Here is a 24,222-nt window from a genome sequence, read left to right as displayed (position 1 = left end):
ATATTAAAACAACTAATTACTTACCAGCCGTTGGAATAGCTTTGAATACATTGCTTACCATATTACTCATTCCTGTACCAATTTGATTTAATAATGGTTGGATCACACCTGTTGCAAATCCTACGCATAATCCAAAGATTACAAGACATACTACAATAATTAAAATAGCTCCTTTTTGTTCACCCACTTCTTTTCACCTCCTTTAAATTCATTCCTGCTATGTCCTACTTACCAGCCGTTGGAATCGCTTTAAATACATTGTTTACCATATTGCTCATTCCTGTACCAATTTGACTTAATAATGGTTGAATTACACCTGTTGCAAATCCTACGCATAATCCAAAGATTACAAGACATACTACAATAATTAAAATAGCTCCTTTTTGTTCACCCACTCTTTTCACCCCCTCTTAAAAATTCAATAAAAAAACATCCGTAATGGATGCAAAAAACTAACACTGGATGTATTACTTTACTAGTCCTACACCTCTTTCAATTAACGATTAAATATGTTGCATAAATGTTTATTATCCATCGCTAAATAAAAAATCATTAATTCAAAAAAGAATAAAACTAATGGTTTATTAAATTACTAAGATAGAGAGGATAAAAACCGAACCTAGTAAAACCATTAAAAGTAATAGTCCAAATCCCCCATATAAGTAGTCGCAAACTAGTGCGATCCAGAAACCAAGTGTCCTCTCTTACGGTTACACTTTTCGAAACATCTTTTACCTATATACGGTTCGTCATTGATAAGGGAGGTAGACGCTTCTCCACACATGTTTTGCTTCTGGTAATATCATATCGCCAATCCAAATCTCCTCCCTGCCAAGAAACTTTCAAGATACTTTCATAAAACTCCCAAATTCTTTTGCTTTAAAAAAGCATAAAAAAAGACTAGGATTTTTATCCTAGTCTTTTTAAATAATTATTTTCTAAAAAGGTCCTTCAGTCTTCTTAAACCATTTTGAATGGATCTTCTAAATGTTGGACTAACTCCAGCCGCAGCACCAACACCTAAAGCTCCAGCTGCAGCAACTCCACCAGCTACCGCAATTGGTGATAAGCCACCTTGTTCATCTTTCACCTCAGAGTTTTTTTCTTTTTGCTTAGAGGTTTTATCTTTATCCGTACCTTTTTTCTCTTCTTTTTTATCCTCTGGTTTTGCTTCTTCTGGTTTTACTTCTTCTGGTTTATTTTCTTCTTCCTGTTTAACTTGTTCATCGGAAGTATTTAATTTTTCCTTGTTACCTTTATTATCTGCAAGATCTTTAAGGGTAGTATTCACAGATAAAGCAACATCATCTTCTTTATTCTTCATTGGAACTACTACGCCATTATTCTCTACAAATTTAATTTCACCTTTGGCAATACTTTCAGCTTTTGGTTTATTGTCTTGTTTAGGTAAATCCACTGGACTTGAAGTTTCCTTTTTATCCTCTACTACTACATATTTAGCTTCTGGAACTACTTCTTGTTTAGGAATAAAGAAGTTTGGTTTTGTAGTAGGTTTTTCTGTTGGTTTCTCTGGCTTCGGTTCAGGTTTCGGCTCAGGTTTTGGTTCAGGTTTTGGTTCTGGCTTCGGCTCAGGTTTTGGTTCTGGCTTCGGCTCAGGTTTTGGTTCTGGCTTCGGTTCAGGTTTCGGCTCAGGTTTTGGTTCTGGCTTCGGCTCAGGTTTTGGTTCTGGCTTTTCAGATGTAGCCACTTTAATCTTCAACTTATAGTTTCCTTTGAACGGCTCCACAACTTCAATTTCTTGTCCATCAAATACTTCTCCAGTATACGGTCCGATTAAAATTACTTTTCCACTTGGAGCAACATAACCTTTAACATAATAATTTAAATCCCCTTTCGGGCGTGCAGGATCTTGAAGCGTATTATGTGAATAAATAACAATTTCATCATATGCTGGATCATCTGGTGTATACCATGCTAACGCCTTTGTTGGACTAAAAATCATTGTTGTTGATAATGCAATACCAATTGTCATAATACCAGCAGCTGTTTTTTTAGTAGTAGTCTTTTTAAACATGTGTGTAATCTATCACTAAACACTCAAATTGTTGAGTTATCCTAATTTAGTAATAGCTTCCTCCCTATATATAGCACTAGGATAATGCTCAATATCAACTAATTATTATTTAACCATATTAAAATATAACATTTTATATGGTAGTTGACTATTCGAAATTTAACTTTTTAGTCGATATCAATCAGCTCTTCTCTTGCTAAGCCAAGTGCATATGCTAAAGTCATCAATGCCCGATTTCTTATCCTATGAAATTGGGATTCTGAAATATGAAATTGATTACAAAGCTGCACTACACTTTTATCTTTCTTAATATAGTAATGAATAACCAATTGCCTTTGGGTTAATTCCAAACGACTAACTTTACGTAATAGAGAAGTAGTAAACTCACATGCCTCAACATTTTTAAGAGCCGTACTTTCTGTAGAAGAATGAAACATGTTGTTTACTGTAGTTGATTCGTTCAAAGTGTAAGATGCTGTGATCTTTGGTTGTTGTTTCTCTTCCAATGACCAAACATACAAATGATACTTTTTGAATTCTTTAAGAACAAGTTTAATAATTTTCTTTTCCTGTTTTTTAGTCGGTTCAACCAGCAATACCAACCAAATCACCTCCTACAATTTCACTTAAAGTAAAATTCTTAAGTTTAAAATGGTTTTAAATTTATATATGAAAATAGTTAATTAAATATTGGGAATTTTAGAAATAAGAAAATCCTATAGTACTTTTTTATCTTTTAGTGCAATTTTGTTTATAATATAAGAAGAATTACTTATACAAAATATAAATGGTTTTATATTTTTGGATCATTTTCGTCTGTTACAGCAGTAAAATACTTTGGAAGAAATAATTTTTCAATCGGAACTCCATAAAATTCTGAAATGCGTTTAGCTCTAGAGAGTGTTGTACTTTTACTCCCAATCTCAATCTCTCTTAGAACGCCTAATGATAAATTTAATTCCTTTGATACTTCTGCTAGAGAAAGATTTTTGGATTTGCGAATATTTCGCATGGTAATTCGATTAGAAATATTATCCATATTCTCACCCCCTGGAAATATTGTATAGCTCTAAAAGATTAAAGTCAACTCTAAAAGATTAAAAATTATACTTTAAGTGAAAAGAAGAAAGGTGTTTGATTATATGAACCAAGAAGTTTTAGGAAAAAACATAAGAAAATTAAGAGCAATTAAGGGCGTTAATCAAACTGAATTTGCTAAAGCAATGTCGGTTTCTGTTAGTGCTGTCTCCAGCTGGGAAAAGGGAGAGAAGAAGCCAAGACTAAATAAAATCTCTCAAATTGCTTCTTACTTCAATGTAACAGAGGCATATTTACTTACACATAATATTCGTGACGAGGATTTACGGAATGAAACTGGGGAAGAACCTATTGAACGTTTAGCTCGTCTTCTATATGACCGATTTATGAGCGTCCCAGATAAATATAAACCCGAGGTAGAACGTGAGTTAATTCGTTATGCTGATCTTTTAAAATTAGAAGCTAATTTAAAAAATGAAAATAATACAGACGATTAAGGGTTAGATATGAAAGGTAATTACGAGTCACTTAAGTTATCTAGATTTTCATATTTTTCTATGACATCTAGTAATTCTATAAATGTTTCTAATGTATCGGAGTTGGTATATTCCTTGCATTCTTTTACTATATCTACAAAAAAAGTTTGTTCCATAAGAGTTCCTACTTTCTAAATACTTTTTAAATGTATATTAAGATTTTTTAATATTGTTTTTAAAAAATTTTAATCATATTAACCACATATAACAACATAAATATAACATATTCTACCACGGGATAGAACGTCTGTTCTACTTTTAAGTTCAAACAGGTTTCAAACCATTACCATTTGCGCACCAAAGGTTTAGTTTGAGAACGTTCTATCCAAATATATTCCATCCTTATTATTACTTCAAGTATAATGTTCGAAGATTCGAAAGGATGGTGTATATGGCGACGGTAGGAGAGCATTTAATGTATTTTCGCAAAAAACGGGGATTAACACAATATGAAATCGCAAGTTACCTTAATGTCGCTCGTCCAACATACACAAATTGGGAAGCAAATAGGACTGAACCCGATCTCTCAACTTTAATAAAGATTTCAGATTATCTTGGTATATCACTTGATACATTAGTTGGGAGAAAATGTGATACAGATGTACAACTTGAAGAAATAAAAGACAAAATTAGTACTTTACCATTAGAAAAACAAAAAATTATTCTCAACTCACTGCTTGATTATACAGACTTAGTAAAAAAACATTTCATAGAATAACATGAATTCTTTTCCAATGACAACTTTTATATTCCAGTTTCGTTTTATTTATATGGTAATGTTTTCTTATTTTGAATTTAATATTTTCCTTATATGTGAAGGGAAATAAGTTAGTAATTATACATAAAATTTTTAAAAATAAAAGGCTTGAGGAATTTCTCCCTCAAGCCTTTTATTTTAATTATAATTTGTTTTTTATGTATAAAAATTCCAAAATTTCAGAAATAAAGTTCTTCTTTATGGTATAATTATTTATATGAAATTATTACTATTCTCCAAAAGTATACAACATACACTTTAAGTATATTGAAATTATTGGGAAAACGTTATAGAATAAAAAGTAATTACACATAAACAGATAAACAATCTACAGAAACACATGTATTTAATAAAAAATCACAAAAAAATAAAACTCCACCTCAGTTTTTAATTGATCTAGGTCGGCAAACTTTGAATCAATTAAAAACTCCCATTAGCAGAGTTTTAATCACAAAATTATTTATGACTAAATTATATCATAAGTTATAAAGGTTTGTGAATACAAAACTCTCTAATTCTCTTATATTTAGGTGGGAAATTTAGGGAGGCTTTTTCATGTTCACAAACAATGATTTTGATATCAATGAACTTACAAATATAAAATTAGATACCACAAGCAACATATCATCAGAGTTCCTCATGCGTGGAGTAAAAATGTTTGATGAAACACGCCATTATCTACTTAAAAATAACGAGCTAGGCAAATATGCGCTTCCTTCATCGGCCTTAGCAACCTATATTTACTTACATTTTTATGTAAATGATGTAGGTTTATTACCTCGTGATTTTAAATTATCTATTATTTCCAATGCTTCTGGTATTGCATATACGACTGTACACACAGGATTTCAAGCATTATTAGAATCTGGAATGATTCGAGAAGTTTTTATTAACGGAATCTCAATTTATGAAATTTGCAACTATGCTAGATTAAACCGTACATATAAAGAAACAACTAAACAAGACATTGGAAAGCTCTCTTATTTCCGAATCCCTAACCATTTACTAGATTCTAAGGTTTTAAAACAATTAGTCTCCCACCGTGACTCAAAAGGTATTTTATTACTTTTAGACTTATGTAATACATTTACTAGAAAAATAGGTCTAGAGAATAAAAACCAAATTGAAAAATTTATTACACAACGCACAATGAGTTATCTAAAAGAAAAACTAGGACGTAATGCTAAAAAAGTACGTGAATACTTAAATATTATTAGACCTATTTTTCCTTTTACAGCTTCAAATACAGAATTGCGTAAACCTAATATGAGTAGGCTTACTCGTATCAAAGAGTATGTTGAACAAATTTTCATCACAAAATTTAACGTTCATATTTCTGCTGAATGTGTTGTTGAATCACAAAATAAAGTTTTAAGACAACAAGAAGCACATATGAGAAAAGAAGCAAAGTATCGCTTGAAGTCTTTAAAATTAACATTGTCTATGAAAGAAGATAATGATCTTATTGTTGCATTTAAAAATGAAATCTCAAAAATTGCTCAATTTTTAAAACATACAAAAGATATTAAGAGATTTATGACATATACAATGACATATGCGTTAGATGAGTTAGAGAATTATGTGAAATCTGGTAACAAAGTAAGCGTTTTAGGAGCGTTTATGCGTGCTAAATTCCGTGAATCTATTCTGTCCTGGAGGACTAAATATATACCAGATGATTCTTATAGCGATATGAGGCATGATTTAGTGCTGGCTCTAACAACTAATAATATTCCTGTACCAGATGCTTTAAAGGCATAAAATAAAAAATTAAAAATCTACTTTATTTCAGCCTTATGCTTTATTTTTTAAAATAAAGTATAAGGCTATTAGTCATGGAAAACTATAAAGGAAACAAAAAAGAACACCAAGAAAAGTAAGTTTTAAACATCAACTCTCCTATTCTTGTGTTCTTTTTCTATTTTCTCTATTACGATTCAAGACTTGTGTATATGTGATAATACGATAGAAAACTTGTTGAATTGTTAATTATTGAATAGTCTTCTTGTTAATTGTTAATTATTTAGTAGACTTCTTGTTAAATTGTTTATTCTACATTTAAATATTTTTAATAATTCTTTTACACCTAGAGCCTCAAGGCTTTTACGCTATCTCCCTTTGCTCTTTATATTTATTTGAATTAGTTATTTATTATTGTTCCAATTTTTATTTTTAAAAATGATAACTTTACATTTATTTGTAATATGTACATAAAAATGAACCCGACAAAATTAAACTATTATTCAATTAAAATTTAGAATTTTTTATATTAATAATTCATAAATTTAGCGATTTTTGACTATTTTTAGGGAAACTAAGGGAAGACAAAGGGTTCGGCCTATTATGTATATAAAAGATATATATAACTAATAAAGTTTGTAGAAAAACGGAGGTGTAACGCTTGGAATTTGGTTATTTTGCTCAAGAAGTAGCAAAGCAATTAGAAATAAACGCCAATACACTTCGTAGATGGTCCATTGAATTAGAAAAGATGGATTACACATTTGAACGTAATGATCGCAACCAGCGAATATATTATCAAAAAGATATAGAGATACTGAGACAGATGAAAATATATCTAAAGCAAAATTGGAAACTAGACGAAGCCGCTACCACTGTTAGTAATGAAGACATTGCAGCTCCTGAGACATTTAAAGACAATACATCGAATAGCCCTCAGGATGCAGAGAATAAGCTATATGAGGGGATAAACGCAACGGAAACGGATAGCGTTCACGAATCTGATAACGCTGATATAACGCTTTTAGAGGCTGAACATTCACAGGAAGAGAGTTTTATGATGAAAGAACGGTTTGTACACATGTTTGAACAACAGGATAAAATAGTCCAGCAAAATCAAACCATTATAGATCTATTAATACAGGAACGATCCATAGCAGAAGAAAAGGACCAAGAAATTAAATTGCTACAAAATAAGTTAGATAAAGCCATAACACTACTACAAGAAGATAAGAAAGAGATTCCAGTTCCAAAGAAATCCTTAATTCAGAGATTGTTTAATTTGTAAGAAATTATATGCCGCATATAATGGATTGATTACATGATTTAGTAGAAGTGTGTGAATCCCTCAAATCTACACTTCTACTATTTTTATATAGATGAGCATTTGTTCTGTCACTTTACCTATAATTTGGCCTTTTGTTTATGCGAACTTTTATACATATGAAGTAAAGGAAATAAAGACAATGATTGCTTTTAACCACTAAAATATAATGAGATGAATAAGAAACTGCATACGTAGGTGAAGAGGATATTTCACAAGGTGTTGATAAGTCGAGAATTGTTGGTGAGGATAACTTCTTATAATGAGACGTTATGTTAACCTTATATGAATATCCTATACAATCAAAATCACACGATGTATCACCTCTCCCGAATGGTATAATAAGGAAAATGACAGGGGCTTCTTCAAAAACGTTAGGAGGATACTATGGAACTGGGATTAGAAGATAAAATTAGGAAATATTTAGTGAGCAAATATCAGTGCCACTCTGTTATTGTCTATGGTTCCTATGCGAACGGTGACTACTCTGAGGACAGTGACATTGACTTGTTATGCTTTACTGATGTACCCACCCATTCAAACGATATAAATATTTTGCAGGAGAAGCAGTTGGATGCTTGGATTTACCCGACTGAGAAAATAAGGGACATAACAGATTTCCTTCGCATCCAAAACGGGTATTCAATTTTGGATGAACGAGGTTTGTGTGCTAATTTTCTAAACCAGATTCAGGAACTATACCAGCAAGGTCCAGAACCATTACAAGATACCCAGAAAGAGTTTCTGAGAGAGTGGCTTAACAAGATGTTAAAGCGTTCGGAACGGGGAGATATAGAGGGGAACTTTAGGTTTCATTGGTTGTTGGTTGATAGTTTGGAGATTTACTGTAACCTGCACGATACATGGTACTTTGGACCAAAAAGGACATTGAAATGGATGTCTGCACACGATACTAACAGTTACAGATTATTTGAAAAAGCCATACACCCAAATGCAGACCCATATGATGTAATCGCTTGGATTGCGTATATTACACAAGAATAACCCACTTCCAATAACGAGAATTATGTAAAAAAGCTAGCATGAATCTAGCTTTTTCTTTTTTGATCACGGGCATTTTAATATCTTTGTTTATCATATTTTAAATGTATAATTTTGTTGAATGTTTCAAGGTTATTAGGGATTTTATGGAGGCAGATGTTTTTGAGGGTTTGAAAGTAAACTAATATTCAAAAGTTTACATTGGAAAATAAGAAAAAGAAACTGATTTTTAGGGTTCTTTTTCTTATTTTGATAATATTTGTATCTTATTGTAGTTTATATATTTTATAATTAATTTATTGAAATTTATAGTTTAAAAGGATGATTGGACATGACAGTACAAAAAGAAAAAATAACTAGGCGGGTTGTTTGTAGGAAATGTAAATATTATCAAATAGTTGGTAATAAACGTGGTTATAATTTTAAAAGGATGTTTTTAATTCTGTTTCTTATGTTAGCTACACTTATAGCTATTAGAATAGTTGTTGAAATAGTTCCTCGACATTCTCCACTTCAGGATATGGCTTTATTTGTTGTTTTTTTAATGATGCTCCTAGGGGCACCTATAACTTTATTCAGTGGATTTATTGGTAGAAAAAATATTGTCAATGGTTGTATGAATTGCGGACATACATGGATGCCTAAAAAATAGAATATCTATAGATTAAAAAAGAAAAGACAGCTGATTTATTGCTGTCTTTTTACTTTTTTTGAGTAATAAATGAAAATAAACCTTGTAAGTATTTTCTTTGAAAACACTTAATTAAAGTTTCTTAATTATTACTTGTTCGCCATCCTTCATAATGTCCTGTCCATGAATTTTTACTTACTTCAGTTGCTCCTTTTAAATACCAAGTCACTCCATTCCATTCTTTTACAGCGGGTATTTCCTTTTTTGATTTGTAACCAGGAAAGTCTTGTTTTTCAAGTTTTTTAACAAAACTTTTTTTATTATCAATTGTTTTCAATTTTACACTTGTATCAGTTGGTGTTTCCGCAAATACTCCTCCAGCACCAGATAACATAATTCCAGTTGCTAATGTTCCAATTACTACTTTCTTAAACATGAAAAATCCCCCTTTTTTGGAATGAATATTACATAAATAATAATATCATATTATTTTTATTTTCTAACATCTTGATTTATCTATAAATATTTAACTGAATATTAAAAAAATATAATTTAATGTGAAAGAATTTAAAAAATAAATTAGTTCTATTAGTAGTGAATATCAAGTCAATGATTGGAAGAAAGCTAAATTATTTATGGAGTAAGAAGTATAGAAGCCAAACCTTTTCAATGTAAATTTATGATTTAAAGGTTTACTTTCAAGAATAAACAATAAAAAACAGTGGTGTATAAAATCACTACGGTTTTTTATTATTTATTGTAAGTGTATTATTTATATTCCTGTCTATATAATTTAAACGAATAAATAGCTCCAATGAAGAATACAAAGGCTTCGAATAATATAAAGATTTGACGGAAAGTCTCAATTTAAATAAGATTACTGAATACATAGGAGATTTTTCAAAACCAAGGGATTCCATTTTAAAAGCTATTATAGTTGCAACCTCTATTTGTTTAGTTGGATTCATTGTAAAAACATTTTGTATAGGGGAATAAATGAGTTGAGGCTACCTTTTATTATAACTAAATTGTAAAAAGGCGTTAAAACATGATTAAAGAAGTAAGCCTTGGTTTGATTAGATTTGAAATAGCATATGAAATACATAAGAGTTTAGGGTGGGATCAAGCTGATTATGTTCGACTTAGGCACCATTAAGAGAATTGCTAAGATAAAATTAAAGAAAGTAATTAAGCGTAGGTTTAAAGGGGCAAACAAAATAGTTATTCTCTAACACTATATAGTGTAAAAGTGTAAAAATATAAAAATAGCAAAGTGTAAAATTGTTTTATGAGAATATGAACCAAGTGGTTGAAACCGAAAGATTCCATCGTATAGAGTGGATTGTTTTGATTAATGAAATCCATTTAAATACTCTCATGCAATTAAATGATGAAGAAGGATAGTGGAGAAATTAAAGATTAACATATTTTTTTACACTTTTTTACTTGTGTAAAAGTGTAAAATTAAGTAGAATAACACAAAAGGAGAAATGAAAAATGACAGTAATTACAATTTCTAATTTCAAAGGTGGAGTTGGCAAAACAACTTTTGCAACTATCTTAGCATACTTACTACAGAAGCAAGGAAAAAAGGTTGGATTAATTGACTTTGATCCACAAGCTAATGCTACTGAAATCATGTTTAATACATTCAATATGGATTCAAATGTAAAAACTAGTCTTTTTGAAGCAATTCAAGAAGAGGATTTGCTTAAATGTATTGTTAAAGCAAATTCAGAGTTAGATATCTTCCCAAGTGATTTGGATTTAGTAGGATTTCCAGCACATTTATATGACTTAACTAGTGATAAAACAAAGAGATTTTATCTATTAAAATATTTAATTGATCAAATCAAAGAAGATTACGATTACATTATTATTGATGTTCCGCCAACAATCAGTGAATTTACCAATAATGCAATTGTAGCTAGTGATTATGTGGCTCTTATTATGCAAACACATCAACAGTCCTTTGCATCATCTGTAAAGTTTATTGAGTATTTAAAAGACCTTCTTGACTATAATGAGAATATTAAATTAGCTGGAGTTATTCCTTATTTGGTTACAAAAAAGGGAAAAGTCGATAATGAAGTGCTTGAAGACTCTAAGAAGATATTTAGTGATCATTTATTTAATTCACAAATAATGAAACGTGAACGTATAAAATTGTTTAGTAAAAATGGTATTACTAATGAAGATATGCATGATAAAGCGGTATTAGATATGTATCAAAGTGTAGTTAATGAGTTAATAGAAAGGATTGGAAAAGAATGAGCTTTAAAGATATTAACACAAATGAGTTTAGATCTGGAAAATCAAATCCTTTAACAAAAGGTGAGCAACAGTCAAAGGCAATATATGCTACACATACAACTAAGGTTTTAGAAGAAGATCATGTTCGTCTTAAAACATATGCTTTTAAAGACAATAAGAAGATGTTTGAAGTGGCACATGATGCACTTAAAATGTATGAAATGTTCCATAATGAGGGTGAAAAGTTAGGTCTTTCAACTAATGAAGCTGCTGCTAAGGCAATTGAATTATTAAAAAATGGTAAATAACCGTTTCAAGGCATAAGACACAGATTTTATCTGATACATTATTTATTAATAAATAATGGGAGATTTACTTAACATAATGACATTTGCAATATCCAAATGTATTTTTTTATTAGTAATTTTAATAAAATCTATTGTAGATTTGAAATGTTTTTTGATCAAAAATGTTTTGTAAACCTACAAGATATAATTAATAAAAGGAAACCATTTTGAAAAAGATTAATTAATATGGTTTCCTTTCTGTTCATTTAGGCTTTCCAAATCTAAAGAATTTTTAAATGAAAATCCTATTTATGGATTCTTATTTGTAATACTTAGCTAATATCTTGTTTTGTTCTGAAATGTTCTTTGTTAACTTATCTGTGTCTTCACTTAGCATATCCCATAGTAAATGAGAGTTTTCATTCTTGTAAAAAGTGTTAATGTCTTTTAAAGCAGTTTCCATTAAAGATAATGGGTTTAAAACATTTTTCTTCAACTCAAGTGTATCTTGGTTCTTAACATCTTTATTCACAATTCTATCCCTTATTTCTTTTATCTTAGCATTATACTTTAGGGTATTATTCATTCCATCCCCTGTAAGATACCAACTCTCTAACTCGTAGGAGTTTCCTTTTTGAACTATAGCTTCAAAATGTTCTTTAGTATCCTTAAGTAGTGGGAAGAAGTCTTTGTCAAGTTCTTCTCTAAATCCTGTGAATTCATTCTTCATATTATTTGCTTTGTTTACTAAGAAACCAAGAGTAACACCCAGAATGATGATTACAATTAAGGCTCCCATGAATATCTTTTTCTTCATAAACTCCTCCATTAAACCTATAATTCATATATATGAATTATAGGTTTAATGGAGGAGTTAGTAAATAATAAAAGAGAAATTATAGCTGGACTATATTTTCTTTTTTGCACAAGTTTAATAAAATATTTTATTATTTTTTATTGTCTAAAATAATTTTATTTTGCTTTTTTTTCTTTCCTGGTAAATTATATTTTTTTCTCGCTTCAATACCTATCTTTGCGATTTTTTTAGCTTCTTCTTTTGATAATCGCATAAAGATCCTCTCCCCTTCCGTATTTATTTCTATGTTTAACAGATTAGTAAAAATTTATACATACCCCTCTTCCCTACCACATATACATAAAATAAATCTAGGACACTAGGACACTGGTTAAAACTTAAAGTATGAAAATGGAGGGCAAAATGAAAATAGAAGAAACACAGAGGAAGACACGTTCAGATAAAAAAAAGGACATTAAACCAACTGTTTCTATTAATCTTAAAGAAACAATTTCACGGATTTCCTATATAACTACTACTCCAGTAAAAGATGTAGCAGAGCAGATTTGTTCGATTGGTTTATATTCTAAACAAGTAATGGACCTTTTATCAGAATACTTTAGAAGAGATTTAGTGTTCGGAAATACATGCTATATCGGGGACCTAGAAAGAACGTCTTTACAACGTCAAAAGATAGACGGTCTGACAGATCGTATTACAATTCGTTTTACACAGGAAATCGCTGAAAAGATAAACAGTTTAGCCTATGCATTAGATGTAACACCCTCTAAAGCTACAGCAATATTGCTGGAAGTGAGTTTAAAAAACTCAGCCATTATAAACAAATATTTTAAAATGTATTTACAAGAACAATTAGACTCTGGAAGACTAAAGGAGTTAAAAAAGATTATAAAGTTTATTAATCAAAATAATCCATATGAAGAAGAATTTTCATGGACAGAATTTTTGTCTTATATTGTTGAAGAAGTAAAAAGTACTACAAAAAATATTCCTGGAGCTATAAATGATTGGATAGACAAGTATAAATAACACTTATATATATTATTGTTTTATATGTTTTAAGTATGTATAAAACGTTGATATATGTTGATTCCTGTTACCTTAGTATAACAAAAGTGGTTTAAAAGATAATAAATCTGATTCTTACTACAACGAAAAATAGGTTATATCATCAAAAGCCTCCAATAAGGAGGCTTTCTTATTGGTTTAGAAGTATTATACTAAAAAAGAAAATGGTTAAGATGTCCTCTTTTACTTGTACAATTGGTGTTAAGAAGGTATTGTATTGCTTAAAAACCATAAAAAATATAATAATCATCGAGTAAGCCTATTATAGTATCAATAAGTAGAGGATTTTTATATGCAATATTGCATATATATAGATTTTAATATATTTTATCTATATAGTTAAATTGTCTGTTTCTTGTTTTAATTCGTTTGTTTATTTTATTTTTGAGTGCTCCAGTAACGGAGCTTTTTTTTATGCAATAAAACATTTTCTTTGCATTACTTAGTTGATCTATATTAACTTTATCTTCTTAAATTATATCTATATTTTACCAAAAGATTATATGTATAACCAGTTTTTCCTAATAAACTAATGGGTTGATAATTTTAATGTTATTTGTTAATTGTCATAGGAAAATTTATCATGCAATGAAGATTGAGAAATCAAGAATTATAGAAAATTATAGTATCTTGGGAAAAGCATATTTGTTATCTGTATATTAATATGTTATAATTTTTTTCTAAAACTACCTAAAAGACTGCCAGTAATGGTGGTCTTTTTTATATGGGTAAGATTGTACTAGTATGATAGGACAGAATTAACAGTATATTGTGAGGTTGATTGGTTATCCCTTCTTTCCATTTGGAAGGAAAGGGGGGATATACCTATGGAGTTTTTGTTTGAGCTTCTAAAAGAATTTGTGAAAGCCATTGTAGGTGAAGCTTCTGTGTATGTTTTTAGAAAAAGACAGCAAAACCCCCCCTCCTCGTCGCTGTCGAAAGCAAAAGGGTGAGTTTCCTAAAAAATAAATGAATAACCATCACCCTGACGGTAGCAGTTAAAAGAAGAGATGTTAGCGAATCTCTTCTTTTATTATACACAAAAGGCATTACCGTAATACTAATACAGTAATGCCTTTTGTGTATAATAAATCAATGAGCGCATAATAGATATAATGTACAAAAGAAAAGACACCCAAATGTGCCTTGCATTTAACCCAATTTAATTTTAATAATATGTATTGGACTTCCATCCTCAACTAATGGAAAGAAGAGATGATTCAATTATGTACCGATTTGGAGCGTCTCCCATGTAGTCAAAAGGATAGCAAGTTGTTAACGTTAATGTTGGCTCACTTTTGTCTACAATAATTGTTCAATCTTCTGAATCAGTTATCTAGTGCTGTTAATTCTATATGTATATGTTTTATTTTCATATTCCACAATAAGTTGGTCATTTTCTTTAAAAGATGTGGAGGAGTTAGTAGAATCATAAAGAGGAAAAAATGGTACTGGAAGTAGCAAGATTAAATAAAAAGGGCTAGGATTTTGCTCCTAGCAAAGAGTTATGTCGTACAGAAAAGTAGTTGTTTGCAAACCTAATGTTCGATGTTTTATTATATAACGTTTCTAAGGTGTAACGGTTGAATCATAGCAATCTTTACGTAACTTTTACATGTGATTAAAGTATTTGATTAAAACAAAATTTGAATTTTGTAGAACAGCAGAATGAGGAAATATGTTTAGAGTATTAGCGAAATCCAACCCTAATCAATTCTTCATCGTTTATTTCAATTACGAATTTATATTCTTTATTTAATAGCCAGTAATAAAAACTGACTGCATCAATGTCAACTAGTGATTGGAATACTTTATCAAGATTTGTACTTACTACAGGGATTTCATAGTTATCCCATATTATAAAAATTTGTTCATCAAAATCTAGTTGGTTTGCTCTAATAAGGGAAAGTAGTTGTTCTTTGTTCGAAACTATTAATTGATTGTCTATCTGTTCCCAATCTATTCTTCCAGAAACAGTTATAGGAAATAAATTCATCAAATTAGTAGCAATCTGCTTGCTTTTTTCCTGAGAGAAGATGAGAGTTTCGTCTCCTAGGGATTCAAGGCATTCATTAAACAAAGGATTTGTATCATTTCTATTTTTTGTTTTCAGTTCTCTTAACTTTTGTTGCATTTTCCATTGTCTTGATGATCTATCAGCCATTTTTTAACATTCCTTATACAATTATTTAAGAATGAGTATAGCACATCATGATAGGCCTTATGGAAATGAACTTTTTAAATATAAATTAAACAAAAGTATTATTTGAAAAAAGAACCCCATACGGAAAGATAAGAGGCCATCAAAAAATGTTGTATTTGAAACACGTGATGTTTCATAAAGGTATCACAAACTAATCCATTCGTATATTACATATACGAATGGATTAGTTTGTGAAAAGAATAAAAGTGCATAAAATCCGTATTTAAAAGAAGAAGCCCTAGGCTTAGGGGCCTAGGGCTTCTCGTTTTGGTATAGCTCACACGATATTATAAAAAGAATAGAACTTACTGAAGATAACACATGAATGTTTCGTAAATGTATCAAAAAAGTGAACAAAAAAGTTATTTTAATTGTTGCAGCCCCTTGGAGGGCGCTCCAAGGGGCTAAGATTCGAGAATTTTTAGACTCTTGTTTAATTACATAAGAACTCCCTAAGGAGTATATATGGAATTTTAACACTTGATAAACTATTTTTACAACTGTATATTAAGATTTTTATATAAATTTTAATGAAAAATGGCCCTTACTACTATGAAGAGCACCATAAACAGAGAAAAGTCGTATATGACTCTATATGAGAACCACAATAAAATTTTAATATTTAAATGCATAGTTTCCTATATGAATTAAGAGTAATGAAAAAAATGTTATTTGAGAGAATTGTGATTATTCGAATGTGTTTCAGCCATTCCTGCCTCAATAATAGTAGCAATAATTAATACGCAAGCAATTAAAATACGTAAAATTATTAACATAGCAAAAGTAATTTTTTTGCTGTATCTCCTTTTGGAGCAAGAATAGTTAAAACAATTAAGATAGATAGTATAAAAATAAAAGTTAAAGGATCGACGTGTACATACATAGAAAATGAACTGAAAAATAAGATTGAAGTTAAAAAACTTGAAATAAACGAAGATGACTAACAAGAAACGTAAGTTATTAAATGTTTAATAGATAACAGAGTCATGCAGATTTGATGATGGGACTACTGGTTATGTATGTTCTCCTTATTCAATATTAAAATTTCACGTACCGTATGTAAATATAAAAACCAAAATTCAGAAATAGTGGTATTACTGATGGAGCAAATAACATTATTACCAGTAATGGACAAAGAAATGAAGAAGAGATTGCAACAGGAAGTGGTCAGCATTTTAAAAGAGTATCGCACCTTAAAAACACGTTTTAATAATGAAGTGAAGCAACAGCAAGAAGGAAGCAGTCTATTTTCTGAGATAAGGAATACAAGACATGTTAGTAACATCAAATTTAAACAAATTGAAAAGGCTCTACAATACGTTTTAGATTAAGATGAGGCAGAGACTATCAAGATAAAGTATTTGAATGGGGAGAAATTAAAGTATAGTTTTATCTACGATGAGTTATTAATGAAGAAAAATCAATTCTATATATAAGATAAATGCAACTCAATTAATCTCTAAATCTTTAGGGATGAGGTAATAATACAAAAAAGCCAAATAGACAGTTTTTAATTAACTATTTATTTAGCTTTTTATGTTTTATTTTTTAGGCATCCATGTATGTCCGCAATTCATGCAACCATTAACAATATTTTTTCTACCAACAAGCCCGCTAAATAAAGTTATTGGCGCTCCTAGGAGCATGATTAAAAAAACAACAAATGCAGCTATATCATGAAGTGGAGAATGTCGAGGAACTATTCCAATAGCTATAAGTGTAGCTAACATAAGAAACAGAATTAAAAACACCCTTTTGAAATTATAACCACGTTTATTACCAACTATTTGATCAGATTTACATTTCCTACAAAGAATCCGCCTTGTTACTTTTTCTTGTTGTACTGTCATGTCTAACTATCCTCATTTACGTATAATTACTATATTTTAATTATATGATATAAATAACTAAATGGGATACATATATTATTAAAAAAGAAAAAATATAATAAATTGGAATGTTTTTAAAAGCATCGACAAAATGCCGACAAAAAAGGTGGGATTTTGATAATGAAATCAACGGTATTATTAATGTATAAGCCCTTTGAAAACCGCATATCGAAGAGGATTAGTACACCTATAAGTGAAGGGTCACGATAATGTATACCACATAGTAGGGCGAGAAAGACGGTAAGAACCAGCGTTAAGATGAAAAGACCAATGAATGTATAACAATGACATATTCCAGTGTGGCGGGTGTGAGTGCAAATAAGGTGCTTATGGCCATAAATCTTAACATTAAGCATCCATGACAGGTGCTTTTTTCTTTGTTATATAGAAATTACACATTAAATGTATTTAATGTGTAATCTAGGTATAAAGATATTTGATAATCATACAATGATATGGAAGGGTCTTTTCTAATGTGTTAGTTACCTCACAGTATATGTATCTTTTGGCGCCTGGGCGAGGGTGCTTTTTTTATTGCACATTATTATAAGGACAAGCATATAATGCAATAGGACAAGTTCTTCGTGTCCTATTCAATGCTCAGGATAAACCCCAATTCACATTGAGAGCACCAATAGCAGGGTGCTCTCTTTTTATTGAAAATAATATATAAATGTACATAATATGATTATTGGATTTTCGTTTCAATATAAGGGGTATAAATTCGATGCGACGTAAAAAGCATTTGTTAAAACAATGGAAGGTGGATTTGCAAGTTGTTCAAGAAGAAAAGAGGATGAAGAAGAAGTCTAAGAATAAGAAATATATCATTCCTGGTAATACAGCAGGATTCATGAATGGAAAAAATACTTATCGTAAAAAAAATGGGGTATGGAAGCAAAGAAAAAAATGATTTGAGAATAAATAGGTTTATAACAATTATTGTAGGCGCTTCCCTGGTCTGGGTGGCTCTTTTTTTATCATTTTAGCCAAGAAGAATCCTTCCTCAAGGAGCGGCGAAGGGGCACAGTCTAGTGAGTAGGCGGGAGATGAATAGGCTTTGAACAAGAGATGACAGGAATCCCTCACTTCTAAACGAAGTTAACGTGGGGGGGAGTTCAAGTAATGGATAGATATATTGTTTAAAGTTGCAAAAAGTAGTTTGCACATTATCAAATGGGAAAGTAAGAGGGGGGAACATATCGCGTTTGCAATTTTTTTGCTTCTTTTTTTATTTGTAAATAGGTTTAAGAAGCTTTGAGGAAAAATGGGATTTTAATAAAGTTAAACAAAAAATCAATTTTATTAAAAATAAAATTGATTTTTTGTTTAATTATGTTAAAATATAATTAAAGGAGCTGAAGGTTATGGATTTTAAAAAGATTCCAAATTGGCTATTGAATTTAGAAAATGAGGACATTGAATTTATTAAAAATTTCATTTTACATTCTGGATCTTTGAAAGAAATAGCAAAAATTTATGATGTTTCTTATCCCACGGTGAGGGTACGGGTAGATAAGTTAATTCAAAAAATAAAAGTAAATGATACTGATGAAGATGAGGAGTTTATTACTTTTATCAAAAAACTTTCCATTGAAGATCGTATTAATTTAGAAGATGCAAAATTAATAATTGAAAAATATAAAAATGAAAGAGGGGATAATTAATGTTTCGTCTATATGGATTTATAATTGCGATTTTATTAATTGGACTTCAATATTTTTTATCAAGAAGAGAAAATGTTTATTGGGGAATATGTTTACCTATTGTATATGTGATAACACTCCTATATCTTTGGGGAACTGAGGTTCTAACTGTCAAAGGGAATACACTTATATTCATCATAATTATTTTAGGTGGATTAGCCATTTTATTAGGAATTTGGATTAAGGGCAGAGAAGAACTAAAAAATAAACAGAAAAAAGAATTGGACAAAATGAAAACAAAGGATATGAAGTAATCGAATAAAGAAAGAAAAGGATTAGCATCTAAAGACATGTAATTGAGTTTAAGTATAATGGGGATTTTTAAACTTTAAAAGGGAATATATATCATACATATTCCCTTTTAATAATTAGATATCGGGAGCTATTTTTTGAGTATTTCTATAATAATATAATTATATTATAGGATTTTGCTCTATATGTTCTTTTGTTAAACAAGGAAGGATGTTATAATGTCTTTAATGCTAGTGGGCTTCAGGGATAGCAAGGGGATAAATAGATTGTAGAAATAAGGTATAAAAATTAATAATCATTATATAAAAAAGGATAGAACTGTAGATCCTATCCTTTTAGAATTAATTGGTTTAGTCTATGTAATTACACCAATTAGTTTACCATGTCATTAATTTTGTTGATAATCCAGTCAATAGCCATACCGTTTTTAATCCAATCTAAAACTTTACCCTTGTTAGCCCAAGCCCATGAAGCAGCTTTAGCTCCTAATTGACCCACGATTCTTAAAAATGCAACCATGATATATACCTCCTAATATAATAATTGTAAAATTTTTAATTATTAGTTTACCATGTCATTAATTTTGTTGATAATCCATTCAATAGCCATACCATCTCTGATCCAACCTAAAACTCTACCTTTGTTAGCCCAAGCCCATGAAGCAGCCTTAGCGCCTAATTGACCCACGATTCTTAAAAATGCAACCATGATATATACCTCCTAATATAATAATTGTAAAATTTTTAATTTATTAGCTTACCATGTCATTAATTTTGTTGATAATCCAGTCAATAGCTAGTCCATCTCTGATCCAACCTAAAACTTTACCTTTGTTAGCCCAAGCCCATGAAGCAGCCTTAGCGCCTAATTGGCCTACGATTCTTAAAAATGCAACCATGATATATACCTCCTAATATAGTAATTGTAAAATTTTTAATTATTAGCTTACCATGTCATTAATTTTGTTGATAATCCAGTCAATAGCTAGTCCATCTCTGATCCAACCTAAAACTTTACCTTTGTTAGCCCAAGCCCATGAAGCAGCTTTAGCGCCTAATTGGCCTACGATTCTTAAAAATGCAACCATAATATCCCTCCTTATGAATTTTTTGTAATGCTTTCGCGATTATAAATATATCTAAATTTTAAAATCATGTCAACTGAATTTTTAGAAAAATTTATATATTTAGATTGCTTTTAATATTTATTCCAAAAAAATCTATACATGGATATATTTTTAAGTATAATAATTACTGTGAGCTTTAACGAAAATTTAGAATAGATAGATTATTGATACAACTAATTATCAAAAAGGAGATTGAGATTAAAATGATAAAAGAACCACAACAAAAAATCTCGCCAAATGCAGTAAAAGTATGGCGGATAAGTGATGTAATTACTTATACTACTGCACTTTGCATATTAGGAATTCTTTTATTTTTACAGAATTATTATGACTGGAAAAGCTGGGTAAGTATTATTTGTTATATCATTATTGTTTTACTCATTATTTCTTCCATATTCGAACTATCCATAATACCTATTTATCGACAACGAACATGGCGTTATGAAATTGATGAAAATTATATTCAACTAAAGCATGGAGGAGTATTAATGAGAAAGCATCTAATAATACCGATGGCCAAAGTGCAATATGTAAATACCAATCAAGGACCAATACTACGAAAGTATGGCTTGTCTACACTAACAATAGGTACAATGGCTTCAGAGCATGAGATACCTGCTATTTCTGAAAAGAAAGCAACAGAATTAAGAGCAAACATTGCATATTTAGCTGGAATTAATGAAATCAATGAATAAAATAGGAGGGCTATAATACAATGAAGCAAGAACTAGCATATGAACAAATAGCTCAGCGAATGCATCCGTTATGGATGCTCTTTTCCATAGTAAAATCTATAAAAGAACTTATTCTGTGGATCGTTTTTTTTGCTATTTTTATAAGTTCAAATTCTAACCCTATTTTTATGATTGGTGGTATAGCTGCAGGAGCTATTTATCTAATTTATAATTTCGTTTCAATATTTCTTGATTGGAAACATTTTAAGTATGTATTTACGGATAAAGAAATGTACATTTATGAGGGGCGTTTCATTAAGGAAGATCGTTTTATTCCATTAGAACGTATCCAAGGTATTAGTCAAAATACGCATTTTTTTCACCGTTTATTTGGACTAACATCACTTTTATTAGAAACTGGTTCCAATGAAAAGAAATCTTCCATTAAGCTTGAAATGATAACTTACGAAGAGGCTGCACGGATACAAAAGCATTTAGGACATATTAATTTTATTCCAAAGAAAGAGAATGAATCAGATATACAGAAAGTAGAGTTAATAGAACCTCAATATATTTCAAGAGATAAGCATTATGAAATGGCACCTAAAGAAATATTGGTTAAATCACTTATGTCACTTAAATTACTTTTATTGATTCCATTAATTCAAGAGGTTTACTCTAATATAAATGATTTTATTTCTATAGATGGCTATATAAATGAAATCAGTTCTTTTTTTCAAAAATCATGGTTCCTAATGAGTCTTGGTATTCTTATTCTTTTAATAATGTCATTAGTTTATGGGATGATTAAGACTTATATTCAATATGGTAACTTTCAAGTTACTTCTGATCAACATCGAATTTTTATTAGAACAGGTGTATTTAATAAAACTGAATTCTCCATTCCAAAGGAGAAAATCCAAGCTATTAATATTAATACTAATCTATTAAAAAGATGGTTTGGTTTAGTACAAGTAAAAATTATAAGTATTACTGATATGGAAGATAAGGATATGAGAACCGCTAAAGTACTCTTTCCACTTATAGATAAAAATAGAGCTTTATTACTAATTCCTGAGATTTTGCCAGCATTTAAAATCGATACAAAAATGATTGGTGTTCCCAAATATACCATTTTTATAAAAATGGTAAGATCAAGCTATATTTGGATTATAGGTACGATACTTACTTATTATTTTTGGGCGGAGTTTTGGTATATCCCAATAATATTATTCGTACTTATTAATACATCGCAAATATTGAACGGTTTATACAGTGGTTACAAACTTAACGGGGAATTCATTCAATTGCAACGAGGAGGATTTTCAACAAATCTATTTATAACAAATCGAAAAAATATAGAAGAGTTAAAAATAGTCGAATCCGGGCTACAACGGCTATTTGGACTTGCGACACTTCAATCTTCAATACGTGCCAAACCAGTTAAGAAAACAAAAGTTTTTGATCTTCCAAAGGATGTAGCTAGAAATTACTACTATTGGTATGGAAGTAGTACAAAATATATAAACAAGAAAGTTAGCATTAAAGAAATGAAATAAAATTCTATATTTAAATAAGTATCTAGTTTTATTTTGAAGCTCTAAATTCATTAGATTTGAAACGCAGAATAATCACAAAAGGAGAAAAATTTCTATGTTAGCAAATGCAGATGTAAAAAAGAAGAAAACAAAAAAATGGATTATTATTGGAGTTATTGCGTTAATTGTTATTGTAGCGGCAATTAATATTTTTGCAATGCAAGGCAAGAAAAAAGACGCGGCAACAACGGCTAATACTGTGGGTTTTGAGAAAGTGACAGAGCGTAAACTAAATAATACGAAGTTAATTTCTGGTCAGGTGAAGCCTGGTAATATTGAAAGTTTCTATGCGGATTCAACTAAAGGGAAAGTGAAAGATATTGCGGTAAAAGAAGGGCAAGAGGTGGAAAAGGGAACGAAGTTATTCTCTTATGATAATGAAGAAATTAATTTGCAAATGAAACAAGCTGAGCTTGATCAGAAGATGGCAGATATGCGTTATGACCAAGGGAAAAAGAAGATTGATTCATTGAGGAAAGAAATTAAGAAGGCCAAAGATAGTGGAGCTGGGAAAGAAATAACAGATCCGATGGAAGAACAAGTAAACGAGTTAGAGATAGGACAAAAAACAATTGACCTTGAGAAAGAAAAAGGAAAGTTGCAGAAAGAAGAGTTAAGTAAGAAGCAGAAAGAGCTTACGATTTATAGTAATTTTGCTGGTGTTGTTCAAAAGTTAGATAAGGATGCGGCACAAAGTTCATCTCAAGCGTTAGGTGGTCAAGGAAAAGCATTTTTACAAGTAGCTTCTAAAGATCCATTCCAAGTTCAAGGTACGTTAACTGAGCTTCAGAAGTCACAAATTCAAAAAGATCAAACATTCACTGTAACTGCGAAAGCAAATAATAAGAAGAAGTGGACAGGTAAGATTACAGAGGTAAGCGAATTCCCAACGAGCGCAGAGATGGCGCAAGCTGGTGGTATGGGTGAAGCAACTCAAAATATGTCTCAGTATACATATAAAGCAAGTCTTGATAGTCAAGACGGTTTATCTCCAGGTTATCACGTTTCACTACAAGTAAATTTAGAGAATAAGAAGATGATCGCTGTTCCAAGTAAGAGCATTGTTGAAAAAGGTGAAGATGCATTTGTTTATATCGAAGAAAAAGGAAAGCTTCATAAAAAAAATGTGAAAAAAGGTGCTACTGATGGAGATTGGACAGAGGTTGTAGAAGGCGTAACAGTGGGGCAAAAGGTGGTTAAAAATCCTTCCGACGATGTGTATGACGGAATGGAAGTGAAAGAGAAATGATTACGTTAAATAATATTGCTAAAACGTATTATCAAGG

The 24,222-nt window shown here is 30.2% G+C and carries 30 protein-coding genes and 3 pseudogenes; 17 read left to right on the top strand and 16 right to left on the bottom strand.

Annotated elements, in window-relative coordinates:
• Positions 1-16: 16 nt before the first annotated feature.
• From AC0ONG_RS28895 to AC0ONG_RS28875, 5 genes are all read right to left on the bottom strand, one after another.
• Complete coding sequence (locus tag AC0ONG_RS28895) at positions 17-187, bottom strand: hypothetical protein (protein ID WP_176510574.1); 171 nt, start codon at positions 185-187, stop codon at positions 17-19.
• Positions 188-224: 37 nt separating this feature from the next.
• The gene (locus tag AC0ONG_RS28890) at positions 225-395 is read right to left on the bottom strand and encodes a hypothetical protein (protein ID WP_164876590.1); all 171 of its coding nucleotides are present in this window, start codon (positions 393-395) and stop codon (positions 225-227) included.
• Positions 396-931: 536 nt separating this feature from the next.
• Complete coding sequence (locus AC0ONG_RS28885) at positions 932-2,035, bottom strand: hypothetical protein (RefSeq protein ID WP_474205176.1); 1,104 nt, start codon at positions 2,033-2,035, stop codon at positions 932-934.
• 167 nt (positions 2,036-2,202) lie between these two features.
• Positions 2,203-2,646, bottom strand: coding sequence for an ArpU family phage packaging/lysis transcriptional regulator (locus AC0ONG_RS28880; RefSeq protein WP_255290274.1), 444 nt, complete (start codon positions 2,644-2,646; stop codon positions 2,203-2,205).
• Between the two features lie 182 nt (positions 2,647-2,828).
• A complete protein-coding gene (locus AC0ONG_RS28875; RefSeq protein ID WP_474205173.1) occupies positions 2,829-3,074 on the bottom strand; it encodes a helix-turn-helix domain-containing protein in 246 nt (81 codons plus the stop codon).
• Between the two features lie 103 nt (positions 3,075-3,177).
• Here AC0ONG_RS28875 and AC0ONG_RS28870 point away from each other — a divergent pair, with 103 nt between their 5' ends.
• From AC0ONG_RS28870 to AC0ONG_RS28845, 6 genes are all read left to right on the top strand, one after another.
• Positions 3,178-3,570: a helix-turn-helix domain-containing protein gene (locus AC0ONG_RS28870; RefSeq protein ID WP_061667669.1), complete on the top strand. Its 393-nt coding sequence runs from the start codon at positions 3,178-3,180 to the stop codon at positions 3,568-3,570.
• Positions 3,571-4,000: 430 nt separating this feature from the next.
• Positions 4,001-4,327: a helix-turn-helix domain-containing protein gene (locus tag AC0ONG_RS28865; RefSeq protein WP_474205170.1), complete on the top strand. Its 327-nt coding sequence runs from the start codon at positions 4,001-4,003 to the stop codon at positions 4,325-4,327.
• A 594-nt stretch (positions 4,328-4,921) separates the two neighbouring features.
• Positions 4,922-6,127 carry a hypothetical protein gene (locus AC0ONG_RS28860; RefSeq protein WP_474205168.1) on the top strand — a complete coding sequence of 402 codons (1,206 nt, stop codon included), beginning with the start codon at positions 4,922-4,924 and terminating at the stop codon, positions 6,125-6,127.
• A gap of 640 nt (positions 6,128-6,767) precedes the next feature.
• Entirely contained in the window at positions 6,768-7,394 is a 627-nt protein-coding gene (locus tag AC0ONG_RS28855) for a MerR family transcriptional regulator (RefSeq protein ID WP_474205166.1), read from the top strand.
• A gap of 423 nt (positions 7,395-7,817) precedes the next feature.
• The gene (locus tag AC0ONG_RS28850; protein ID WP_474205164.1) at positions 7,818-8,435 is read left to right on the top strand and encodes a nucleotidyltransferase domain-containing protein; all 618 of its coding nucleotides are present in this window, start codon (positions 7,818-7,820) and stop codon (positions 8,433-8,435) included.
• Positions 8,436-8,763: 328 nt separating this feature from the next.
• Complete coding sequence (locus AC0ONG_RS28845) at positions 8,764-9,084, top strand: hypothetical protein (RefSeq protein WP_474205162.1); 321 nt, start codon at positions 8,764-8,766, stop codon at positions 9,082-9,084.
• Between the two features lie 121 nt (positions 9,085-9,205).
• On the opposite strand, the gene AC0ONG_RS28840 is transcribed toward AC0ONG_RS28845, so the two are convergent.
• Together AC0ONG_RS28840 and AC0ONG_RS28835 are read right to left on the bottom strand one after the other, a co-directional pair.
• Entirely contained in the window at positions 9,206-9,499 is a 294-nt protein-coding gene (locus tag AC0ONG_RS28840) for an LCI fold-containing protein (protein ID WP_098801168.1), read from the bottom strand.
• 332 nt (positions 9,500-9,831) lie between these two features.
• Positions 9,832-9,930: pseudogene (locus AC0ONG_RS28835) on the bottom strand (6-aminohexanoate hydrolase); the annotation flags it as partial.
• Positions 9,931-10,560: 630 nt separating this feature from the next.
• Here AC0ONG_RS28835 and AC0ONG_RS28830 point away from each other — a divergent pair.
• Both AC0ONG_RS28830 and AC0ONG_RS28825 read left to right on the top strand, forming a co-directional pair.
• Complete coding sequence (locus AC0ONG_RS28830) at positions 10,561-11,337, top strand: ParA family protein (RefSeq protein ID WP_474205160.1); 777 nt, start codon at positions 10,561-10,563, stop codon at positions 11,335-11,337.
• A complete protein-coding gene (locus AC0ONG_RS28825) occupies positions 11,334-11,624 on the top strand; it encodes a hypothetical protein (protein ID WP_061667675.1) in 291 nt (96 codons plus the stop codon). The genes AC0ONG_RS28830 and AC0ONG_RS28825 overlap by 4 nt, the downstream gene beginning before the upstream one ends.
• Positions 11,625-11,922: 298 nt before the next feature.
• Here AC0ONG_RS28825 and AC0ONG_RS28820 read toward each other — a convergent pair whose 3' ends face one another.
• Positions 11,923-12,420, bottom strand: a complete 498-nt coding sequence (locus AC0ONG_RS28820) for a hypothetical protein (RefSeq protein ID WP_474205158.1) — start codon at positions 12,418-12,420, stop codon at positions 11,923-11,925.
• Between the two features lie 130 nt (positions 12,421-12,550).
• Positions 12,551-12,673: a hypothetical protein gene (locus tag AC0ONG_RS28815; RefSeq protein ID WP_255253821.1), complete on the bottom strand. Its 123-nt coding sequence runs from the start codon at positions 12,671-12,673 to the stop codon at positions 12,551-12,553.
• A gap of 149 nt (positions 12,674-12,822) precedes the next feature.
• Between AC0ONG_RS28815 and AC0ONG_RS28810 the strand changes: the two genes are divergently transcribed.
• Together AC0ONG_RS28810 and AC0ONG_RS28805 are read left to right on the top strand one after the other, a co-directional pair.
• A complete protein-coding gene (locus AC0ONG_RS28810; RefSeq protein ID WP_098437797.1) occupies positions 12,823-13,449 on the top strand; it encodes a hypothetical protein in 627 nt (208 codons plus the stop codon).
• Positions 13,450-14,315: 866 nt separating this feature from the next.
• Entirely contained in the window at positions 14,316-14,441 is a 126-nt protein-coding gene (locus tag AC0ONG_RS28805; RefSeq protein WP_255300736.1) for a hypothetical protein, read from the top strand.
• Between the two features lie 242 nt (positions 14,442-14,683).
• Here AC0ONG_RS28805 and AC0ONG_RS28800 read toward each other — a convergent pair.
• Together AC0ONG_RS28800 and AC0ONG_RS28795 are read right to left on the bottom strand one after the other, a co-directional pair.
• Positions 14,684-14,892 (bottom strand): annotated as a pseudogene (locus AC0ONG_RS28800) (sortase domain-containing protein); the annotation flags it as partial.
• 286 nt (positions 14,893-15,178) lie between these two features.
• Positions 15,179-15,652 (bottom strand): CDI toxin immunity protein, encoded by a 474-nt coding sequence (locus AC0ONG_RS28795; protein WP_098437795.1) that lies wholly within the window; start codon positions 15,650-15,652, stop codon positions 15,179-15,181.
• 1,139 nt (positions 15,653-16,791) lie between these two features.
• On the opposite strand from AC0ONG_RS28795, the pseudogene AC0ONG_RS28790 reads away from it, so the two are divergent.
• Positions 16,792-17,173: pseudogene (locus AC0ONG_RS28790) on the top strand (ArpU family transcriptional regulator).
• A gap of 59 nt (positions 17,174-17,232) precedes the next feature.
• Here AC0ONG_RS28790 and AC0ONG_RS28785 read toward each other — a convergent pair.
• Positions 17,233-17,541 carry a hypothetical protein gene (locus AC0ONG_RS28785; protein WP_061667680.1) on the bottom strand — a complete coding sequence of 103 codons (309 nt, stop codon included), beginning with the start codon at positions 17,539-17,541 and terminating at the stop codon, positions 17,233-17,235.
• Between the two features lie 766 nt (positions 17,542-18,307).
• Here AC0ONG_RS28785 and AC0ONG_RS28780 point away from each other — a divergent pair.
• The 3 genes from AC0ONG_RS28780 (at position 18,308) to AC0ONG_RS28770 (ending at position 19,540) form a co-directional block, all read left to right on the top strand.
• Positions 18,308-18,493, top strand: coding sequence for a hypothetical protein (locus AC0ONG_RS28780; protein WP_474205154.1), 186 nt, complete (start codon positions 18,308-18,310; stop codon positions 18,491-18,493).
• A 454-nt stretch (positions 18,494-18,947) separates the two neighbouring features.
• Entirely contained in the window at positions 18,948-19,247 is a 300-nt protein-coding gene (locus tag AC0ONG_RS28775) for a DUF2089 family protein (RefSeq protein ID WP_046945618.1), read from the top strand.
• Complete coding sequence (locus tag AC0ONG_RS28770; RefSeq protein ID WP_474205152.1) at positions 19,247-19,540, top strand: hypothetical protein; 294 nt, start codon at positions 19,247-19,249, stop codon at positions 19,538-19,540. Before AC0ONG_RS28775 ends, AC0ONG_RS28770 begins: the two co-directional genes overlap by 1 nt.
• Positions 19,541-19,910: 370 nt before the next feature.
• Here the strand turns inward: AC0ONG_RS28770 and AC0ONG_RS28765 are convergent, their stop codons facing one another.
• Genes AC0ONG_RS28765 through AC0ONG_RS28750 form a run of 4 tightly spaced genes read right to left on the bottom strand, consistent with a single transcriptional unit; the run spans position 19,911 to position 20,625 of the window.
• Complete coding sequence (locus tag AC0ONG_RS28765; RefSeq protein WP_063539054.1) at positions 19,911-20,057, bottom strand: aureocin A53 family class IId bacteriocin; 147 nt, start codon at positions 20,055-20,057, stop codon at positions 19,911-19,913.
• Positions 20,058-20,099: 42 nt separating this feature from the next.
• Positions 20,100-20,246: an aureocin A53 family class IId bacteriocin gene (locus AC0ONG_RS28760; RefSeq protein WP_063539056.1), complete on the bottom strand. Its 147-nt coding sequence runs from the start codon at positions 20,244-20,246 to the stop codon at positions 20,100-20,102.
• Positions 20,247-20,289: 43 nt separating this feature from the next.
• Positions 20,290-20,436: an aureocin A53 family class IId bacteriocin gene (locus tag AC0ONG_RS28755; protein WP_106102811.1), complete on the bottom strand. Its 147-nt coding sequence runs from the start codon at positions 20,434-20,436 to the stop codon at positions 20,290-20,292.
• A 42-nt stretch (positions 20,437-20,478) separates the two neighbouring features.
• Entirely contained in the window at positions 20,479-20,625 is a 147-nt protein-coding gene (locus tag AC0ONG_RS28750; protein WP_106102811.1) for an aureocin A53 family class IId bacteriocin, read from the bottom strand.
• A gap of 242 nt (positions 20,626-20,867) precedes the next feature.
• On the opposite strand from AC0ONG_RS28750, the gene AC0ONG_RS28745 reads away from it, so the two are divergent.
• From AC0ONG_RS28745 to AC0ONG_RS28735, 3 genes are all read left to right on the top strand, one after another.
• Positions 20,868-21,359 (top strand): PH domain-containing protein, encoded by a 492-nt coding sequence (locus tag AC0ONG_RS28745; RefSeq protein WP_080470945.1) that lies wholly within the window; start codon positions 20,868-20,870, stop codon positions 21,357-21,359.
• 20 nt (positions 21,360-21,379) lie between these two features.
• Positions 21,380-22,897, top strand: a complete 1,518-nt coding sequence (locus AC0ONG_RS28740) for a PH domain-containing protein (protein ID WP_098437956.1) — start codon at positions 21,380-21,382, stop codon at positions 22,895-22,897.
• 94 nt (positions 22,898-22,991) lie between these two features.
• Positions 22,992-24,185, top strand: a complete 1,194-nt coding sequence (locus tag AC0ONG_RS28735; protein ID WP_474205148.1) for an efflux RND transporter periplasmic adaptor subunit — start codon at positions 22,992-22,994, stop codon at positions 24,183-24,185.
• The last annotated feature ends 37 nt before the right edge of the window (positions 24,186-24,222 follow it).

This window comes from Bacillus sp. TCT6, from assembly GCF_056033845.1.
Note: the sequence above shows the minus strand (reverse complement) of the source record. Positions and strands in the feature narration are given on the sequence as shown.

Excerpts from the sequence above, each read along its gene's own strand:
- AC0ONG_RS28885 (WP_474205176.1), bottom strand. The coding sequence starts at position 2,035 with ATGTTTAAAAAGACTACTACTAAAAAAACAGCTGCTGGTATTATGACA.
- AC0ONG_RS28875 (WP_474205173.1), bottom strand. The coding sequence starts at position 3,074 with ATGGATAATATTTCTAATCGAATTACCATGCGAAATATTCGCAAATCC.
- AC0ONG_RS28870 (WP_061667669.1), top strand. The coding sequence starts at position 3,178 with ATGAACCAAGAAGTTTTAGGAAAAAACATAAGAAAATTAAGAGCAATT.
- AC0ONG_RS28865 (WP_474205170.1), top strand. The coding sequence starts at position 4,001 with ATGGCGACGGTAGGAGAGCATTTAATGTATTTTCGCAAAAAACGGGGA.
- AC0ONG_RS28860 (WP_474205168.1), top strand. The coding sequence starts at position 4,922 with ATGTTCACAAACAATGATTTTGATATCAATGAACTTACAAATATAAAA.
- AC0ONG_RS28850 (WP_474205164.1), top strand. The coding sequence starts at position 7,818 with ATGGAACTGGGATTAGAAGATAAAATTAGGAAATATTTAGTGAGCAAA.
- AC0ONG_RS28845 (WP_474205162.1), top strand. The coding sequence starts at position 8,764 with ATGACAGTACAAAAAGAAAAAATAACTAGGCGGGTTGTTTGTAGGAAA.
- AC0ONG_RS28840 (WP_098801168.1), bottom strand. The coding sequence starts at position 9,499 with ATGTTTAAGAAAGTAGTAATTGGAACATTAGCAACTGGAATTATGTTA.
- AC0ONG_RS28830 (WP_474205160.1), top strand. The coding sequence starts at position 10,561 with ATGACAGTAATTACAATTTCTAATTTCAAAGGTGGAGTTGGCAAAACA.
- AC0ONG_RS28825 (WP_061667675.1), top strand. The coding sequence starts at position 11,334 with ATGAGCTTTAAAGATATTAACACAAATGAGTTTAGATCTGGAAAATCA.
- AC0ONG_RS28820 (WP_474205158.1), bottom strand. The coding sequence starts at position 12,420 with ATGAAGAAAAAGATATTCATGGGAGCCTTAATTGTAATCATCATTCTG.
- AC0ONG_RS28815 (WP_255253821.1), bottom strand. The coding sequence starts at position 12,673 with ATGCGATTATCAAAAGAAGAAGCTAAAAAAATCGCAAAGATAGGTATT.
- AC0ONG_RS28810 (WP_098437797.1), top strand. The coding sequence starts at position 12,823 with ATGAAAATAGAAGAAACACAGAGGAAGACACGTTCAGATAAAAAAAAG.
- AC0ONG_RS28805 (WP_255300736.1), top strand. The coding sequence starts at position 14,316 with ATGGAGTTTTTGTTTGAGCTTCTAAAAGAATTTGTGAAAGCCATTGTA.
- AC0ONG_RS28795 (WP_098437795.1), bottom strand. The coding sequence starts at position 15,652 with ATGGCTGATAGATCATCAAGACAATGGAAAATGCAACAAAAGTTAAGA.
- AC0ONG_RS28785 (WP_061667680.1), bottom strand. The coding sequence starts at position 17,541 with ATGACAGTACAACAAGAAAAAGTAACAAGGCGGATTCTTTGTAGGAAA.
- AC0ONG_RS28780 (WP_474205154.1), top strand. The coding sequence starts at position 18,308 with ATGCGACGTAAAAAGCATTTGTTAAAACAATGGAAGGTGGATTTGCAA.
- AC0ONG_RS28775 (WP_046945618.1), top strand. The coding sequence starts at position 18,948 with ATGGATTTTAAAAAGATTCCAAATTGGCTATTGAATTTAGAAAATGAG.
- AC0ONG_RS28770 (WP_474205152.1), top strand. The coding sequence starts at position 19,247 with ATGTTTCGTCTATATGGATTTATAATTGCGATTTTATTAATTGGACTT.
- AC0ONG_RS28765 (WP_063539054.1), bottom strand. The coding sequence starts at position 20,057 with ATGGTTGCATTTTTAAGAATCGTGGGTCAATTAGGAGCTAAAGCTGCT.
- AC0ONG_RS28760 (WP_063539056.1), bottom strand. The coding sequence starts at position 20,246 with ATGGTTGCATTTTTAAGAATCGTGGGTCAATTAGGCGCTAAGGCTGCT.
- AC0ONG_RS28755 (WP_106102811.1), bottom strand. The coding sequence starts at position 20,436 with ATGGTTGCATTTTTAAGAATCGTAGGCCAATTAGGCGCTAAGGCTGCT.
- AC0ONG_RS28750 (WP_106102811.1), bottom strand. The coding sequence starts at position 20,625 with ATGGTTGCATTTTTAAGAATCGTAGGCCAATTAGGCGCTAAAGCTGCT.
- AC0ONG_RS28745 (WP_080470945.1), top strand. The coding sequence starts at position 20,868 with ATGATAAAAGAACCACAACAAAAAATCTCGCCAAATGCAGTAAAAGTA.
- AC0ONG_RS28740 (WP_098437956.1), top strand. The coding sequence starts at position 21,380 with ATGAAGCAAGAACTAGCATATGAACAAATAGCTCAGCGAATGCATCCG.
- AC0ONG_RS28735 (WP_474205148.1), top strand. The coding sequence starts at position 22,992 with ATGTTAGCAAATGCAGATGTAAAAAAGAAGAAAACAAAAAAATGGATT.